Below are 14,075 nucleotides of genomic sequence, written 5' to 3' on the forward strand. Positions count from 1 at the left end.
GATCAAGAAGCCGCAGAGAATGCCAATTCTCTGTGGCTTTTTACGCTTTCCCAATAGCGCTTTATGCTATCACCCAAAAAAATCGGGCTAAGTAAACAAGACTGCCATTAATTTTAGTGTACCTTATTTTTTATGCGTCATACTATAGCCAGTTTTTGAAGTTAAATGGACATACGGTGCTCACAAAAATTATTATTTCGTAAATTCATACTATGAAGCATCCGATACACGAGTTGGATAGCTTCTTCATACTAATAAGAGGAATGCATGAAAAGCACGAAACGAAGGAAAGGTTTTCTTTTCAAACAATATGAAGAGCCGTTTCAAACGCCTTTTGATAAATTATTTGACATTTTCAAAGAATTGATTCCCCATACCTCTGGTGATTTTGATGAAGCCATTGACTGGCTTAGGCAATTGGATAAAGAGTTCAAACTGACGACTCCAGCCTATACGATAGACGATTTCATTACGGATCTGAAGAATAAAGGTTATATCAGGGAAAAAGTGGAGTTTGGTGGTGAAGGTAGCGTAGATATTACCTCAAAGCTGGAGAAAGCTTTGCGTCAGCATGCCTTGGACCAGATTTTTGGGAAAATGAGGAAAGGAAAATCAGGCAATCATAAAACTAATCACCAGGGAAGGAGTGACGAAAATATGGGCGATTTCAGAAACTATCAGTACGGAGATGGCCTGGAGAAAATAGTTTTGACAGAGAGCTTGAAAAACGCACAGATCAATCATGGGATAGGTGAGTTTGCCTTATCAGAAAATGATCTCGTCGTAGAAGATACACAGTTTAAGTCGCAGATGAGTACAGTGTTGATGATCGATATCAGCCACAGTATGATTTTATACGGCGAGGATCGGATCACTCCTGCAAAAAAAGTGGCGATGGCTTTATCAGAACTTATTTTGACCCGTTACCCGAAAGACTCACTTGACGTCATTGTTTTCGGAAACGATGCATGGCCTATCGCGATAAAAGACCTGCCTTATTTGCAAGTTGGACCATTTCATACCAATACGGTCGCGGGCTTACAGCTAGCGATGGACTTACTAAGGCGAAAACGACATGCGAATAAGCAAATATTTATGATAACCGACGGGAAACCCAGCTGTTTAAATATGCCGGACGGCACTTACTATAAGAATCCTATGGGTTTGGATCCTTTTATCACCAGCAAATGCTATAGTATGGCTGCACAGGCTCGAAAGTTGGGAATACCAATTACAACCTTTATGATTGCTTCGGATCCTTATCTACAGCAATTTGTCGACGAGTTTACAGCTTCAAATCAAGGGAAGGCTTATTACACGGGACTTGGGGATCTGGGTGAAATGATCTTTGAGGATTACGAAGAAAATCGAAAAAAAAGAATACGATAAGAATATATGGATTACACGAAGATTACAACATTTGGTGCATTAAAAACTTCGGGTTATAAACCTAAAACAATAAAAGAAGAATTGCGTCAGAATCTGATTACAAAAATAAAGGCGGGTGAAACCGTGTTTAATGGGGTACATGGTTATGAAGATACCGTAATTCCAGAACTTGAAAGAGCAATACTTTCCAAACACAACATTAATTTCTTGGGCCTTCGCGGTCAGGCGAAAACACGTCTAGCTAGGCTCATGGTCAACTTATTGGATGAATATGTGCCTGTGGTTCAAGGTTCAGAGATTAATGATGATCCGTTTAACCCCATATCGCGTTATGCGATAGAGTTGCTGAAGGAGAAAGGCGACGATACACCGATAAGCTGGCTTGGTCGAGGCGATCGTTTTGCGGAGAAACTGGCTACGCCTGATGTGACAGTAGCTGATTTGATCGGTGATGTAGATCCCATCAAAGCCGCAAATTTAAAACTGAGCTATGCAGACGATCGGGTGATTCATTTTGGTATGATTCCTCGAGCAAACCGTTCTATATTTGTCATTAATGAGCTACCTGATCTTCAAGCTAGAATCCAGGTAGCCCTCTTCAATATATTACAGGAGGGAGATATTCAGATTCGCGGTTTTAAGTTACGCTTGCCGTTAGACGTACAATTTATATTTACAGCGAATCCAGAGGATTATACCAATAGAGGAAGTATTGTGACGCCGCTGAAAGATCGCATCGGATCGCAGATACTTACACATTACCCCGCATCGGTTGAGATAGCAAAGGCAATTACTGCGCAGGAGGCGAACTTGGAAGCGGCCCAGAAGGAGCAGATATACGTCCCTGAGCTAGCTAGGGAATTGATTGAGCAGATAAGCTTTGAAGCACGAAATAGTGAATATGTGGATGAAAAGAGTGGCGTGAGTGCGCGTATGAGCATTACAGCATTTCAAAACTTATTAAGTACCGCTGAATTACGCATGCTCAGAAGTGGGGCGCAAGCAACGGCAGTACGGCTGAGTGATTTTATGGGTATTGTGCCTGCGATAACCGGCAAAGTTGAGCTCGTTTATGAAGGCGAGCAAGAAGGAGCGGGTATCGTTGCAGTGCAGCTAATAGAAAACGCGATTAAAAGCCTTTTCCCGATTTTATTCCCAAAAATTGAGAAACTGGAAAGAGAAAACGAGCGTTATCCCTACGATGATATTGTTCGTTGGTTTTCGGAATCAGAAGGAATCGAATTATCTGATGAACTCAACGATTTGGCGTACGGGCAGGTTTTGGACCAAGTGAAGCCTATCCATGCTTTAATTCAGCAATACCAACCGGAAACGAAACCCGAAGATCTCCATTTTCTGACTGAATTCGTTTTATGGGGACTTACCCTCAACAATAAATTAAGTAAATATAGACTGGGGTCCGGCCTTCAGTTTCAAGATAATTTTCAGGGATATCTGAGAAATAATCTGTAATAGGCAACGAGTAATAGGATGGGTAAGTTTACAGCGTAAACTTACCCGTTATGCTATTGTAAAAGGTCTCACAAGAACGGAAAAAGGAGGATAACCTATCTTTTCATTAAAATTAAGTCTATCGATAGACCAATAATAACGACGACAACAGTAAATGACAGATACCCTAAAATATAAACAGCGAGCGCTTTTAAATAACTGGGTATTTTGTAGGGGGCGAAAAATTGTCCAATAGCCCAAACGCTATATACCATAGCGACGATGCTAGCCTGTACCATAACGCCTGTATGTGTTACACCTTCAACTAATGCAAAAATAGTATAGATCAACATCGTGATTCCCAAAATAAAACACAGCAGGATGACAATTTCAAAAAAATTAAAACCGTATTTATTAAAAAATAGTTTCGCCCAAAAAGCGATAAACAATCCTATCATGATATTGGCGTAACCATAGTGATCCTGGATCCAGAGGTATATCGAACCCGTAGTAGAATGTTGGGATTCGTAATAGCTCACATATTTGTCGTTTACATGAAAAAAATGGCTTACTACAGAGTATATCAGCGAGTTGATGATGATAAAAATAATGGGTTTTACCAGGCGACTCCTGTTCTCGGCAATATATTTTTTTACATTTTTTCCGGGTGTGGTAATGAGTTCACGAATCGTGTACAAGATGCCGCGCTCGAAATGAAGGACATGTTCAATCTCGTGGACGATATAATGCACATCAATTCTTTTAAGGACCGCTGGCTGTCCGCATTTCGGACAGAAATTCAGCGTTATATCTGTCCCACAGTTTTTGCAATTTGTCATGTTTATACTATGTTATAGGTAATAAATTTGTTAATATTTGAGGATTCTTTCCTTTCCATATTCTGAAAATCGTTGGCTTTAGCCTCCTGTCGATTAGAATTTGTCCAAAAATATTATAGATTATGTCAATCAAGGCTACACCCAAGTGTAGTTTTATACCAACCAACTTCTCTCGTAAGGTAAATAGATATATTGCGCTGTCGTGTAACCGCGCTGTTGGCAGAATCTTTTATTCTATTCGGGCATTTAAATAAAACTATTATATTTGCATAATACTTGAGTTGTCAAGTATTGTGCAAATAACAAGAACAATAATACTATGAACGCGATTAATACGATTCTGAACATTGTAAAAGTTCAATCTGTCATCACCAAAAAGTTTGATGGGTTGAGCTTGCATGGACTAAGTCTGACAGACTTTATGATCTTACATATTTTAAGCCAGGTTCCCGGTAAGCGGCTACGGCGAATTGATCTGGCTGAAAGTACCGGTTTAACAGCCTCAGGAATTACACGGATTATTTCCCCCATGGAAAAGATGGGGCTTGTTGTAAAAGAGCACAATGATAGAGATGCCCGGGTCAGTTATGTGAAGCTTACGGCGGTTGGTGATCGAATTTTAAAGGAGGCGACTGTTACAGCTGAGCACATCGCCAACAAGCTATTGGACGGAATGGCCGTAACAGATCTCCTTATTTTTGCTGGGCAATTGAAGTCATTGGGCGGAGATTTATAATTTTAATTTAAAAACACATGAACAAAATAGATAAAAAACAACTGAAAGCCGAATTCTTGGACAGTAAACCATTGATGGGAGTGTTAACAATTTACAATAAGGCCGAAAATAAAACATATATCGCAGATAGCCTGAATTTAACGGCTCTTTCCAACAGAATCAGATTTATGTTAAACATGGGGCAATTTGACAACAAAAACTTACAGGCGGATTGGAACCAATTGGGCGAGGGAAATTTCCTGTTTGAAAATGCAGTTATTATTCCATTTGAAAACGACAAAATCATTGATTATAAAAGAGTCGTACATCATGCAGCAACTGAGTTGAAGAGTAAAGTGAGAGAAACAACAAGTATCTATTGATATGGCAAGAAAGACGTATTTGTATCCGAGTTATGAAGCCGGAAGGAATCTGGCATTGAAAAATATCCAAGGCCCCATTGTCAATCTCAATTTAATTCAGTTGAGGAAAATCGCGGACTATACTAATTTTCCGGAGATTGCGCCAATCAAAGAAATTTCGGGATACGATGCTTTCATGAATTATATAAAGCTAGCCAAACCTTTTGTGGAAGAAAGCGGCGGTGAGCTACTTTTTGTTGGGCATGGTGACCAGTTTCTGATAGGCCCCGATCAGGAGCAGTGGGATATTTGTCTGCTGATCAAACAGCGAAGTGTGTCCGATTTTTTTTCATTTGAACAAAATCCAGCGTATATGAAGATTATAGGGCATCGTACTGCAGCAATCTCGGATTCAAGACTTTTACCCCTGGAAAATGTCCCGTTTTAAACGATACTTACCATAAAAATATCGCCTATTTAAATAATAAATGTATATTTGACATTAATAAAAGTAAGCCTCGTATCATATTCTTCTACAGCTTCGTGGAAAAGTGTTTTTGAGCAAATTTAAATTCGTGTTGAATAGCCCTTCGATCAAGATAATTTGGAATTTGTACATTAAATAATCCATGGTTAAGGTGTAATAAATAAGGTTTGCTTGGCAAATGAGCATTTAGAAAAACCTAAAAATTGATCAAACATGAAACTAAAACAAATAGGGGTATTGAGTATTGCATTAATGAGTTTTACCAATGCCGTAGCGCAAAAAATACACAATGCAGATAAGGCGGCGGGTTATCTTTTTGCATATTTTGAAGGTTCGGGGGATAAAAATACACAAGAACAATTGCGATTTGCAGTCAGTCAGGATGCGCAAAACTGGGTTGCATTAAATAACAATAAACCTATTTTGTCATCGGCGGATATATCCCAAACGGGAGGGATTCGTGATCCGCACATCCTTAGGGGAGAGGACAAAAAGTCATTTTATATGGTCGCAACTGATATGTTTACGGTAAAGAATGGGTGGGGAAGTAATCCGGGTATTATCCTGATGCGATCTGATAATCTGACGGACTGGAAACACAATTCTGTTGACCTGGCAAAGTTATACCCTAAAAAATTTAAGAACGTAAAATGGGTATGGGCACCACAGACGATCTACGATCCGGCTGAAAAAAAATACCTGGTGTATTTTACGGTGAAATCGCATGCGAATGATAAACTTGATTTTTATGCGGCCTATGCGAATAAAGATTTTAGTGGCTTTGAAAAGGAACCTACTTTATTGTTCAGTCCAAAATTTGGCGGTATTGATGGCGACATTGTCTATAAAGATGGGCTATATCATTTTTTCTTTAAGGGTAATACAAAAGATGCTGCCGGAAAAGAAGTGAAAAATGGAATTCAGCAGGCGACAAGTAAATCCCTAAAAGGACCATGGAGAGAAGACTTCCGGTATCTCGATGCCTACGCAGACACTTCTGTTGTTGTCGAAGGATCGAGCCTTTTTAAGTTGAATGGAACAAACGATTATATCTTGATGTACGATTTGTATGCGAATGGAAGATACGAATTTCAGCGCACAGACGATCTCTTTAATTTCTCTTCAAAACCTGAACCTTTTCATAAGAATTTTAATCCGCGACATGGAAGTGTGATTTCAATCAGCAAGGAAGAGTCTCGTCTTCTGAACAATAAATGGGGCGGTGTACCTGGTGAATTGCTAGCTCCTGTGGCTGCGGATGACCGGTATCATTTTACCGCAAAGGGAAATCCGATTATTAAGCATCATTTTACGGCCGATCCGGCTGCATTAGTTAAGGGGGATACACTTTGGTTGTATGCAGGTCATGACTTTGCAGGGGGTCAGAAAGGCTATAAGATGAAAGACTGGATCGTTTATTCTACAACGGATTTAAAAAATTGGACGGAATATCCCGTGTCTTTGCGCATAAGTGATTTTACGTGGGCAGAAAGCGGCGATGCGTTTGCAGGACATGTTACCGAACGTAATGGAAAATATTACTGGTACATCAGTTCCAATTGGTCCGGAATAGGTGTTGCTGTCGCAGACAGACCCGAAGGTCCCTTTAGCGATGCATTGGGAAAGCCCTTATTGACCAACAAAGACTGTTTTGCTTCTTCCCATTCCTGGGCTTGTATCGATCCAGCTGTTTTTATTGATGATGATGGTCAAGCCTGGATTTTCTGGGGCAATCGCGAGTGTTACTACGCAAAGCTCAAAGAAAATATGGTTGAGATTGATGGCGAAATAAAACAGGTGAATTTTGAAGGACTAGCTTTTACGGAAGCACCGTGGGTTCACAAGCGCAATGGAAAATACTATTTGAGTTATGCTACGGAATTTCCGGAGAAGATCGCTTATGCCATGGCCGATAAGATCGAAGGTCCCTATGTCTATAAAGGAATTCTGAATGAAATAGCAGGCAATAGCAATACGAACCATCAAGCAATTGTCCCTTTTAAAAATCAATGGTATTTCATTTACCATAATGGGGGAATTAATCCAGATGGAGGCAGTTTTAGCCGTTCGATATGCATAGATACCTTAAATTACCGTCCAGATGGTACAATCCATAAAGTTAAAATGACAACGGAAGGAACTACCGGAGACTAAGCATGAAAAAGCCGGTGAGCAAGCTAAAGTGGCTACCGTAGAAGGTGGGGTAAAGACCGGTTTAATAAATTAAAAATGTGGAACGACGCTGTCGTTCCACAAAATGTTTTTCAGTGTAGTATTGTAGGATTCTTTTTACAGTATTCTTATCGAATCAATTCAGAAATTTAAAATGATGAGATAGGCATCTCCATTCATTTCGGCAATTACTTCTCTTGAGTCAAGTTTACTTATGGACAAATGTAGCTTAGAATAGCAGTAGAAAGAATATGAAAAAGATACTTTTTTATGTGAAAATGGGAATATCTGAGTTTTATATAAATTACGGTTGTTGCAATATGATACATTGTATCAATTTTACGCCGATTTGTTCCACCATGCTGAATTGTCATAAAAATTCTGTTGATTAGGTCTTCGTTCCAGTTCTATTCCACACAACCATATGAAAAGACAACATCGTTCCGTTTTTTTAAATTCTATTGTTTTAAGCAGCACAGCCTTTTTGATTCTAGGGATTCTTTTTTCCTGTTCCAGTAATCGGCGATTTTCGGGAAAGCAGGAGTCGATATATCGGCTTGAACTTGATCGTTTAAAGGAAGTGGCGAAAAATAATCTAACAGATAATATAAAGGAGTTCAATGCTTTCGAGCACCGGCCAAAATCGGACGGAGCTTTTGACGAATCCAACAACAAAGACTTTTTGGTCAATAACATTCCGTATTTTGAGAGTTCCAACGATACCCTAAGTCGCGTGTATAATTATCGTTGGTGGATGATCAGCAAGCATCTTCGGGATTATTACGATCCATATGATTCAAAGAAATATTGGGTTATAACGGAATTTTTTGGTTATCCCGCCTGGGGATCCCTGAGTGGAGCGATTACCTGCCCAACAGCGCATCAGTTTTACGATGTACGTTGGCTTCGTGATCCCAAATACCTTCAATCTTATGCAGAATATTTTATGCTTGGATCAGCTTCCAAAATAAATCAACGTGAAAACGGCAATTTTTTAACCCATTTGAGCCGGCCCGAAAGTGTTCATTTTTCCAGTTGGATGGTCGATGGCATTGAATCATTTTTAAAAATTCATCCCGATCAGGCCTGGACACAAAAGATGCTTCCAGCGATGGAGACTCACCAGCACCTTTTGGATAGCCTATTCACTGTGAAAAATCCCGATGCGAAGACCAACGGCATGTACAAAATTCTGGATCTGTACGATGGTATGGAATTCAGCCTTTCGGCGGTGCTTGGCTTGATTGAGAGTAAAGGGCCCTATGCTATTTATGGCGATAGTACATGGAGAGATCTTTATTTAGGTTGGGGGACGACAGACAAGGCTGCAAATACGACTGCGGCGAAAGACTTTCCATTGGCCTTTACCAAAGGTTATCCTGATTTTTATCTGGTGCGCCCATCCGTTGGAAGCTATTCCTTTGGGAATACCAACGCATTGTACAATCTCTATAGACAGGAAGAGCAACATCATCCTTCGATTAAGAATAAGGCGAAAGCAGATTACTATAAATTCAGAAGCCAGGAAATACAGCGGAAACTTCTCAGGACACTTTGGAATGCAGATGATGGTTTTTTTTATACCTTGACAGCCGGAGACAATGCCTATGGTGTACGGGATTACGAAGCGCGGGTGCGGGAATCCGTTGGTTACACCCCTTGGTATTTCAATATGATACCGCGTGAGGATAATAAAAAGTATGAGGTAGCTTGGGCGATGTTTACTTCCGAAAAAGGTTTCAATAACCATAAAGGAATGACTACGGCCGAAAGACAACATCCCTATTATAATGAGCAGGCTTATGCCTGGAACGGCAGAGGATGGCCTTTTCAAAACTCAGTCGTCTATAAAGCATACAGCAACTATTTAAGAAATTATAAAAATCAAATCACTGCGCAGGACAAAGAGACCCTGTACGAACAAATTATGAAGCTTACACGGCTTCACGGTTATGCCCACCCAAATATCGGTGAATGGTATATACCAAGTGACGGTGAGCAATTTGGTGGGCAGAAGGATTATTTTCATTCAACCTATCCAGACATAATCATAGCAGATCTCATTGGATTTAAGGCATCCCATCACAACAGCTTTCAGGTTCAGCCGCTGATACCTGCTGGCAAAATGGATTATTTTTACCTCGGAAACTTAGCCTATCACGGGAAAACAATAGACATTGTTTGGAAAGAAGACTGGGATCAAAACAAACCTGGAAAACAGTCTATGTTATGCATTTGGGTAGATCATGTTTTAAAGGCAAGCAGCAAAGATCTTGGTGTTAAAATAGACGTAAATTTAGACTAATATTAACAGGTGTTTAACGAATTAAAATACATCGATTGGAAGAATCTATTTTAACGGAATTTTAAAAAATAAGACTCGATTGCACATCGGTCATTTTAATTATACGGAACTCAATCGTTAAATTTGAGAAATTGAGCGGTACAATGGTAAATGATTACAAAAAATATGAGCTATTTGGAAGACCGATGATGCAAAAAATTGCATTGAAGGCACCATTTACATTTGAATTTCCAGTAGCGGAACAGGCTTGCTTCCTCTATGTACTGGAAGGGGAAATGCAATACCAGGCAAATGACGAAGAGCTAATTATTGCGAAACATTATTCCTTATTGCTGAATTGTATTAATTCTGGAAAGCGAATCCACGATGTGAATCCAACGCGTGATTGTCAGCTGTTAATCGTCACTTTTTATCCAGATACCTTGAAGAAAGTTTACGATAGAGAGTTGCCCTCGTTGCTGCTTGAACCTGAAAATATTATTTCAAACCAATCAAAAGAAAAAATTGACAATGATTTCCTGATCCAGAAATATGTGGAAGGCTTGCTGTTCTATTTTGAAAATCCTTCATTGATCAATGAAGATATACTGGTGCTCAAATTAAAAGAAATTATATTGCTCCTGTCCCAAACGAGAAACGCGTCGGTCATACGAGTGATATTATCACAGCTTTTTTCTTCAAATACCTATTCGTTTAAACAGATTATTGAAGCCAATCTGTTTTCCCAATTAACTATTGAGCAGCTTGCGGAACAGAATAATCTGAGTGTTTCTTCATTTAAAAGAGAGTTTGCCAAATTATATCATGATACACCTGCCAGCTACATCAAAAATAAGAAGCTCGAAAAGGCGGCAGAGCTCCTTTTGGTTTCCGATCAGCGTGTTTCCGAAATTGCCTTTAACTGTGGATTTAACGACCTTACAACATTTACAAAGAGTTTTAGCGACAAATACAATATATCGCCAACAAATTATCGTCGACAGCTTAAAAGCAACTAAAAACCAATGGCCACTTGTATATGGTACTCCATTTTGATCGAGGGGACCAATTTTTCTCCAATAAGATTGTGGTCCTGTTTTTTGAACTAAAACATCAAATCTTTGAACGAAATCAAAAAACCATTTTCCTTATTCTATCGCAACTTTGTAGTGTTCCTTTAAAGGGTTGTTATTCCATGGATTGTGCCGTGAAAGCGTGACAACGACCTTACAGGAACATTTTTTTGAAATTATCAACGTTAAAAATAGAAAAATGAATTTATCAGGTTTAGGAGTTTTCCACACAGTTATCGGAGTAACAGCACTTTTAGGCGCTGTATTAGGATTTATCAGCTATGGTAAGATCAATCTTAAAGTATTATCGGGGAAGTTATATTTTTATGCGACAGCCATCACTTCTGTTACGGCATTAGGGATTTCGAAACAAGGCGGCTTCAATGCTGGACATGTTTTTTCGCTCTTCATCTTTGTTCTTGTAATGGTGGCCTATTGGCTGCACGCAACGAAGAAAAGTAGTACGAAGTCTCAGTATTTTGAGAATTTTCTATGGTCATTTAGTTTCTTCTTGTCGCTGGTGCCTGCTGTTAATGAGACCTTTACCAGAGTTCCGGTCGGACATCCCTTGGCAAAGGATATAAATGATCCAATTATTGGACAGACCCTTCTTGTCCTTTTTGTGCTTTTTATTATTGCAGTCATTTTTCAATACTTCAAACAAAAGAAAATCAACAATGGATTGGGGTCAGAACTGAAAAGTCAAGTCTAGTAGAGCTATTTGATCCAGACCATTTCTGAACGCTCATCTTTAGCGCCTTTCGATTCATGTGGTGCTGTAATCTAGCCTGTTGTACATTATTTAAAATATGACAAACTAATTTTTTGCTTTTATTGTTTGCTCTTGTAGAAGTTCAACAACATAATCATTTTGAAAATATATGCTTAATTACGATTGTCTAAAAAAATTAAAGATGTGCAACGGAAGAAATAATTCAACGGGATTACTTCTCGCAATGGTGGCGGGAGCAGCAGTTGGTACATTGGTCGGTCTATTAGTGGCACCGAATAGTGGAAAAAAAACGCGGAAAAAAATCAAGGAAAAAACAAGGGACCTCAAAGAACAGGCAAAACACACATACGAAGAAGTAGCCGATAAAGTGAAAGAAGAGTATGATCATCTGTCATCCTCGATTAGCGAAACAGCAGGCCATGTGGCTGATAAGGTCTCAAATGAATTTGATAAGTATAAAGATCAAGTAAGTGAAAAGACCGCCGAAGAAACTAAAGCGATTAAAGATACAATTAAAGATCATAAAGAAAAATAAGCTTTGTCGATTCAAACAGCAGACCGGATAATAACTATTGCTTGGTCTGCTGTTTCTTTTTTTGATCTTCGCCCATAAAATTATAATGTCCATGCCCAGATGGACCGTTTTACTGAATCCAATGGCCATTCGATAGTAACGGTTAGCGTTCATTAACTTAGTGAAAGCCTGCTCGAAATTCCTGAGGCGAAAGTTTGGTTTTTGTTTTAAACAATTTGCTGAATGACTGTGAATGTTCAAAGCCTAATTCATAAGCGATCTGGCTAACAGAAAGTGCCGTTGTTGACAATTTCTCCTTAGCTTTTTCAATTAGTTTTTCGTGAATATGCTGTTGGGTGCTTTGTCCCGTCAGTACCTTAAGCAAACTGCTCAGATACTTGGGGGAAATATTTAAGCTATCTGCAATATATTGAACGGATGGAAGACCCTGTGCGATCAGGCTCTCTGTCGAAAAATAAGCATTCAGCAGTTCTTCCAGGCGATTTAAAACCTGATGATTGGCTTTCTCGCGCGTCAGGAATTGTCGGTTGTAAAAACGCTCCGAATAATTCAGTAATGTTTCAAGGTTTGACACAATAATGTTCTTGCTGAATTTGTCCATATTTGCTCGATATTCCCGTTGGATATTTTCAATAATATCGTTAAGTGTTTTCTCTTCACTGTCTGAAAGAAATAAAGCTTCATTTGCCGAATAATCGAAGAATTCATGCTCTTTAATAGTTTTCGCTAATGTGGTATTCCATAAAAAGTCCGGATGAATAAGCAACATCCACCCGCTTCGGTTGACGTTGGCAGCAGCGTCATTTTCTTCCAGTTTCAGCAATTGATTGGGCGACATAAAGCCGAGTACACCATTGTCAAAATCAAAGAGCTGCTGCCCATAGCGCATTTTGCCTGCGATGCCTCTTTTATTGGAAATGACATAAAAATCAAACAATAAGGCCGAAGCATCATCCAAAGGAGAACGTTTCATCTTTGAATATTCCACAACACTCAGCAATGGATGCTCTGGCTGTGGCAAACCTCTTAATTGATGAAATTCACTGATCGTTTTTATACGCCGTGTTCGACTTTGTGGCATATAACAAATTTATAAATAATTTTGCTGAACATCGTCCAATAAACCGATCTGCGTAGGCGACCAATTTAATTGCTGCTGTGTCTCAAAACTTGTCGCCGGGCTATCGAAGGTGATGAAATGGCTCAGCCATTGGAAATGTTTAACCATATCTTCACCATGTAATGAAGTAACAGGCAGATTTAATTTCGTGCCGATCAGTTCAGCAATTGCGCTGATTTTAATGCCGGTTTCACCAATAGCATTGTACAATGCCCCAACTTCGGCCTTCTCGGTCGCCTTGCAAAAAACTTTTGCAGCGTCCAAGCGATGAACCGCTGGCCAACGATTGTTTCCATCTAAGGGATAGGCCGAAACACCATGATTGCGCGCAAATTGGATGAGGCTTGATGTGAAGCCTGCCATAAAGCCAAGATCACTGCTGCCATGAGCAGAGGGTGGTAAGCGAATCACTGAAGCATGGACACCTTTTGCTGCCAGGGACATTGCCGCAGGTTCTGAACCTCTTGGAGAATTTAGCAGTGTACTTTCCTCTGTGATGAACCCGTTGATAAGTGGTAGACCCAAGGTTCCCGCTGTAATGACAAGCGGTTTTTGTGTACCAAGCAGCTCTTCACCCATGGCATTGATCGCATTGATATCAATTTCGGCAGCTTTTGCATATTCATTTGCAAACATCAGATCGTGGGAAAACCCCGTATGGATGACGGCCTCGGCGTTTGAAGCTGCTTGTTTTAATATATCCAAGTGTTGAAGATCGCCACGGATTACCTGAGCACCTAAATTGGTGATTATCTCTGCTGATTTTTCTGAGCGTGCTAAACCAGTTACTTGATGTCCCGCATCGATCATTTCTTGAACAACTGCTGAACCTATGAAGCCCGAAGCTCCAGTTATAAATACTTTCATAATCTTTTTTTTCTTGAGACAAAGTTCTTTGTAAGGTTGACGGCAGA

General features: G+C 39.6%; 13 protein-coding genes. 10 read left to right on the plus strand and 3 right to left on the minus strand.

Annotated features, from left to right (window positions below; genetic code table 11):
* Nucleotides 1–267: 267 nt before the first annotated feature.
* A complete protein-coding gene (locus AAH582_RS09825) occupies nucleotides 268–1,389 on the plus strand; it encodes a vWA domain-containing protein (RefSeq protein ID WP_343321980.1) in 1,122 nt (373 codons plus the stop codon).
* 6 nt (nucleotides 1,390–1,395) lie between these two features.
* Nucleotides 1,396–2,862: a sigma 54-interacting transcriptional regulator gene (locus AAH582_RS09830; protein WP_343321981.1), complete on the plus strand. Its 1,467-nt coding sequence runs from the start codon at nucleotides 1,396–1,398 to the stop codon at nucleotides 2,860–2,862.
* Between the two features lie 95 nt (nucleotides 2,863–2,957).
* On the opposite strand, the gene AAH582_RS09835 is transcribed toward AAH582_RS09830, so the two are convergent.
* The gene (locus tag AAH582_RS09835; protein WP_343321982.1) at nucleotides 2,958–3,680 is read right to left on the minus strand and encodes a DUF3667 domain-containing protein; all 723 of its coding nucleotides are present in this window, start codon (nucleotides 3,678–3,680) and stop codon (nucleotides 2,958–2,960) included.
* Nucleotides 3,681–3,999: 319 nt separating this feature from the next.
* Between AAH582_RS09835 and AAH582_RS09840 the strand changes: the two genes are divergently transcribed.
* The 8 genes from AAH582_RS09840 (at nucleotide 4,000) to AAH582_RS09875 (ending at nucleotide 12,041) form a co-directional block, all read left to right on the plus strand.
* Nucleotides 4,000–4,416, plus strand: a complete 417-nt coding sequence (locus tag AAH582_RS09840; protein ID WP_343321983.1) for a MarR family winged helix-turn-helix transcriptional regulator — start codon at nucleotides 4,000–4,002, stop codon at nucleotides 4,414–4,416.
* A gap of 17 nt (nucleotides 4,417–4,433) precedes the next feature.
* Nucleotides 4,434–4,778 (plus strand): GIY-YIG nuclease family protein, encoded by a 345-nt coding sequence (locus AAH582_RS09845; protein WP_343321984.1) that lies wholly within the window; start codon nucleotides 4,434–4,436, stop codon nucleotides 4,776–4,778.
* Between the two features lies 1 nt (nucleotide 4,779).
* Nucleotides 4,780–5,205, plus strand: coding sequence for a hypothetical protein (locus tag AAH582_RS09850; RefSeq protein WP_336828228.1), 426 nt, complete (start codon nucleotides 4,780–4,782; stop codon nucleotides 5,203–5,205).
* Nucleotides 5,206–5,457: 252 nt separating this feature from the next.
* Nucleotides 5,458–7,398 carry a family 43 glycosylhydrolase gene (locus tag AAH582_RS09855; RefSeq protein WP_343321985.1) on the plus strand — a complete coding sequence of 647 codons (1,941 nt, stop codon included), beginning with the start codon at nucleotides 5,458–5,460 and terminating at the stop codon, nucleotides 7,396–7,398.
* Nucleotides 7,399–7,840: 442 nt separating this feature from the next.
* Complete coding sequence (locus tag AAH582_RS09860) at nucleotides 7,841–9,721, plus strand: MGH1-like glycoside hydrolase domain-containing protein (RefSeq protein WP_343321986.1); 1,881 nt, start codon at nucleotides 7,841–7,843, stop codon at nucleotides 9,719–9,721.
* 185 nt (nucleotides 9,722–9,906) lie between these two features.
* Nucleotides 9,907–10,719: an AraC family transcriptional regulator gene (locus AAH582_RS09865; RefSeq protein ID WP_343321987.1), complete on the plus strand. Its 813-nt coding sequence runs from the start codon at nucleotides 9,907–9,909 to the stop codon at nucleotides 10,717–10,719.
* 253 nt (nucleotides 10,720–10,972) lie between these two features.
* The gene (locus tag AAH582_RS09870; protein WP_343321988.1) at nucleotides 10,973–11,485 is read left to right on the plus strand and encodes a hypothetical protein; all 513 of its coding nucleotides are present in this window, start codon (nucleotides 10,973–10,975) and stop codon (nucleotides 11,483–11,485) included.
* Between the two features lie 202 nt (nucleotides 11,486–11,687).
* Complete coding sequence (locus AAH582_RS09875; protein ID WP_343321989.1) at nucleotides 11,688–12,041, plus strand: YtxH domain-containing protein; 354 nt, start codon at nucleotides 11,688–11,690, stop codon at nucleotides 12,039–12,041.
* A 157-nt stretch (nucleotides 12,042–12,198) separates the two neighbouring features.
* On the opposite strand, the gene AAH582_RS09880 is transcribed toward AAH582_RS09875, so the two are convergent.
* Entirely contained in the window at nucleotides 12,199–13,122 is a 924-nt protein-coding gene (locus AAH582_RS09880) for a helix-turn-helix domain-containing protein (protein ID WP_343321990.1), read from the minus strand.
* Between the two features lie 9 nt (nucleotides 13,123–13,131).
* Entirely contained in the window at nucleotides 13,132–14,028 is an 897-nt protein-coding gene (locus tag AAH582_RS09885; protein WP_343321991.1) for an SDR family oxidoreductase, read from the minus strand.
* Nucleotides 14,029–14,075 lie beyond the last annotated feature (47 nt).

The organism is Sphingobacterium multivorum (genome assembly GCF_039511225.1).
Lineage (GTDB): Bacteria > Bacteroidota > Bacteroidia > Sphingobacteriales > Sphingobacteriaceae > Sphingobacterium.

Coding starts and splice junctions, on each gene's coding strand:
- AAH582_RS09825 (WP_343321980.1), top strand. CDS start 268: ATGAAAAGCACGAAACGAAGGAAAGGTTTTCTTTTCAAACAATATGAA.
- AAH582_RS09830 (WP_343321981.1), top strand. CDS start 1,396: ATGGATTACACGAAGATTACAACATTTGGTGCATTAAAAACTTCGGGT.
- AAH582_RS09835 (WP_343321982.1), bottom strand. CDS start 3,680: ATGACAAATTGCAAAAACTGTGGGACAGATATAACGCTGAATTTCTGT.
- AAH582_RS09840 (WP_343321983.1), top strand. CDS start 4,000: ATGAACGCGATTAATACGATTCTGAACATTGTAAAAGTTCAATCTGTC.
- AAH582_RS09845 (WP_343321984.1), top strand. CDS start 4,434: ATGAACAAAATAGATAAAAAACAACTGAAAGCCGAATTCTTGGACAGT.
- AAH582_RS09850 (WP_336828228.1), top strand. CDS start 4,780: ATGGCAAGAAAGACGTATTTGTATCCGAGTTATGAAGCCGGAAGGAAT.
- AAH582_RS09855 (WP_343321985.1), top strand. CDS start 5,458: ATGAAACTAAAACAAATAGGGGTATTGAGTATTGCATTAATGAGTTTT.
- AAH582_RS09860 (WP_343321986.1), top strand. CDS start 7,841: ATGAAAAGACAACATCGTTCCGTTTTTTTAAATTCTATTGTTTTAAGC.
- AAH582_RS09865 (WP_343321987.1), top strand. CDS start 9,907: ATGATGCAAAAAATTGCATTGAAGGCACCATTTACATTTGAATTTCCA.
- AAH582_RS09870 (WP_343321988.1), top strand. CDS start 10,973: ATGAATTTATCAGGTTTAGGAGTTTTCCACACAGTTATCGGAGTAACA.
- AAH582_RS09875 (WP_343321989.1), top strand. CDS start 11,688: ATGTGCAACGGAAGAAATAATTCAACGGGATTACTTCTCGCAATGGTG.
- AAH582_RS09880 (WP_343321990.1), bottom strand. CDS start 13,122: ATGCCACAAAGTCGAACACGGCGTATAAAAACGATCAGTGAATTTCAT.
- AAH582_RS09885 (WP_343321991.1), bottom strand. CDS start 14,028: ATGAAAGTATTTATAACTGGAGCTTCGGGCTTCATAGGTTCAGCAGTT.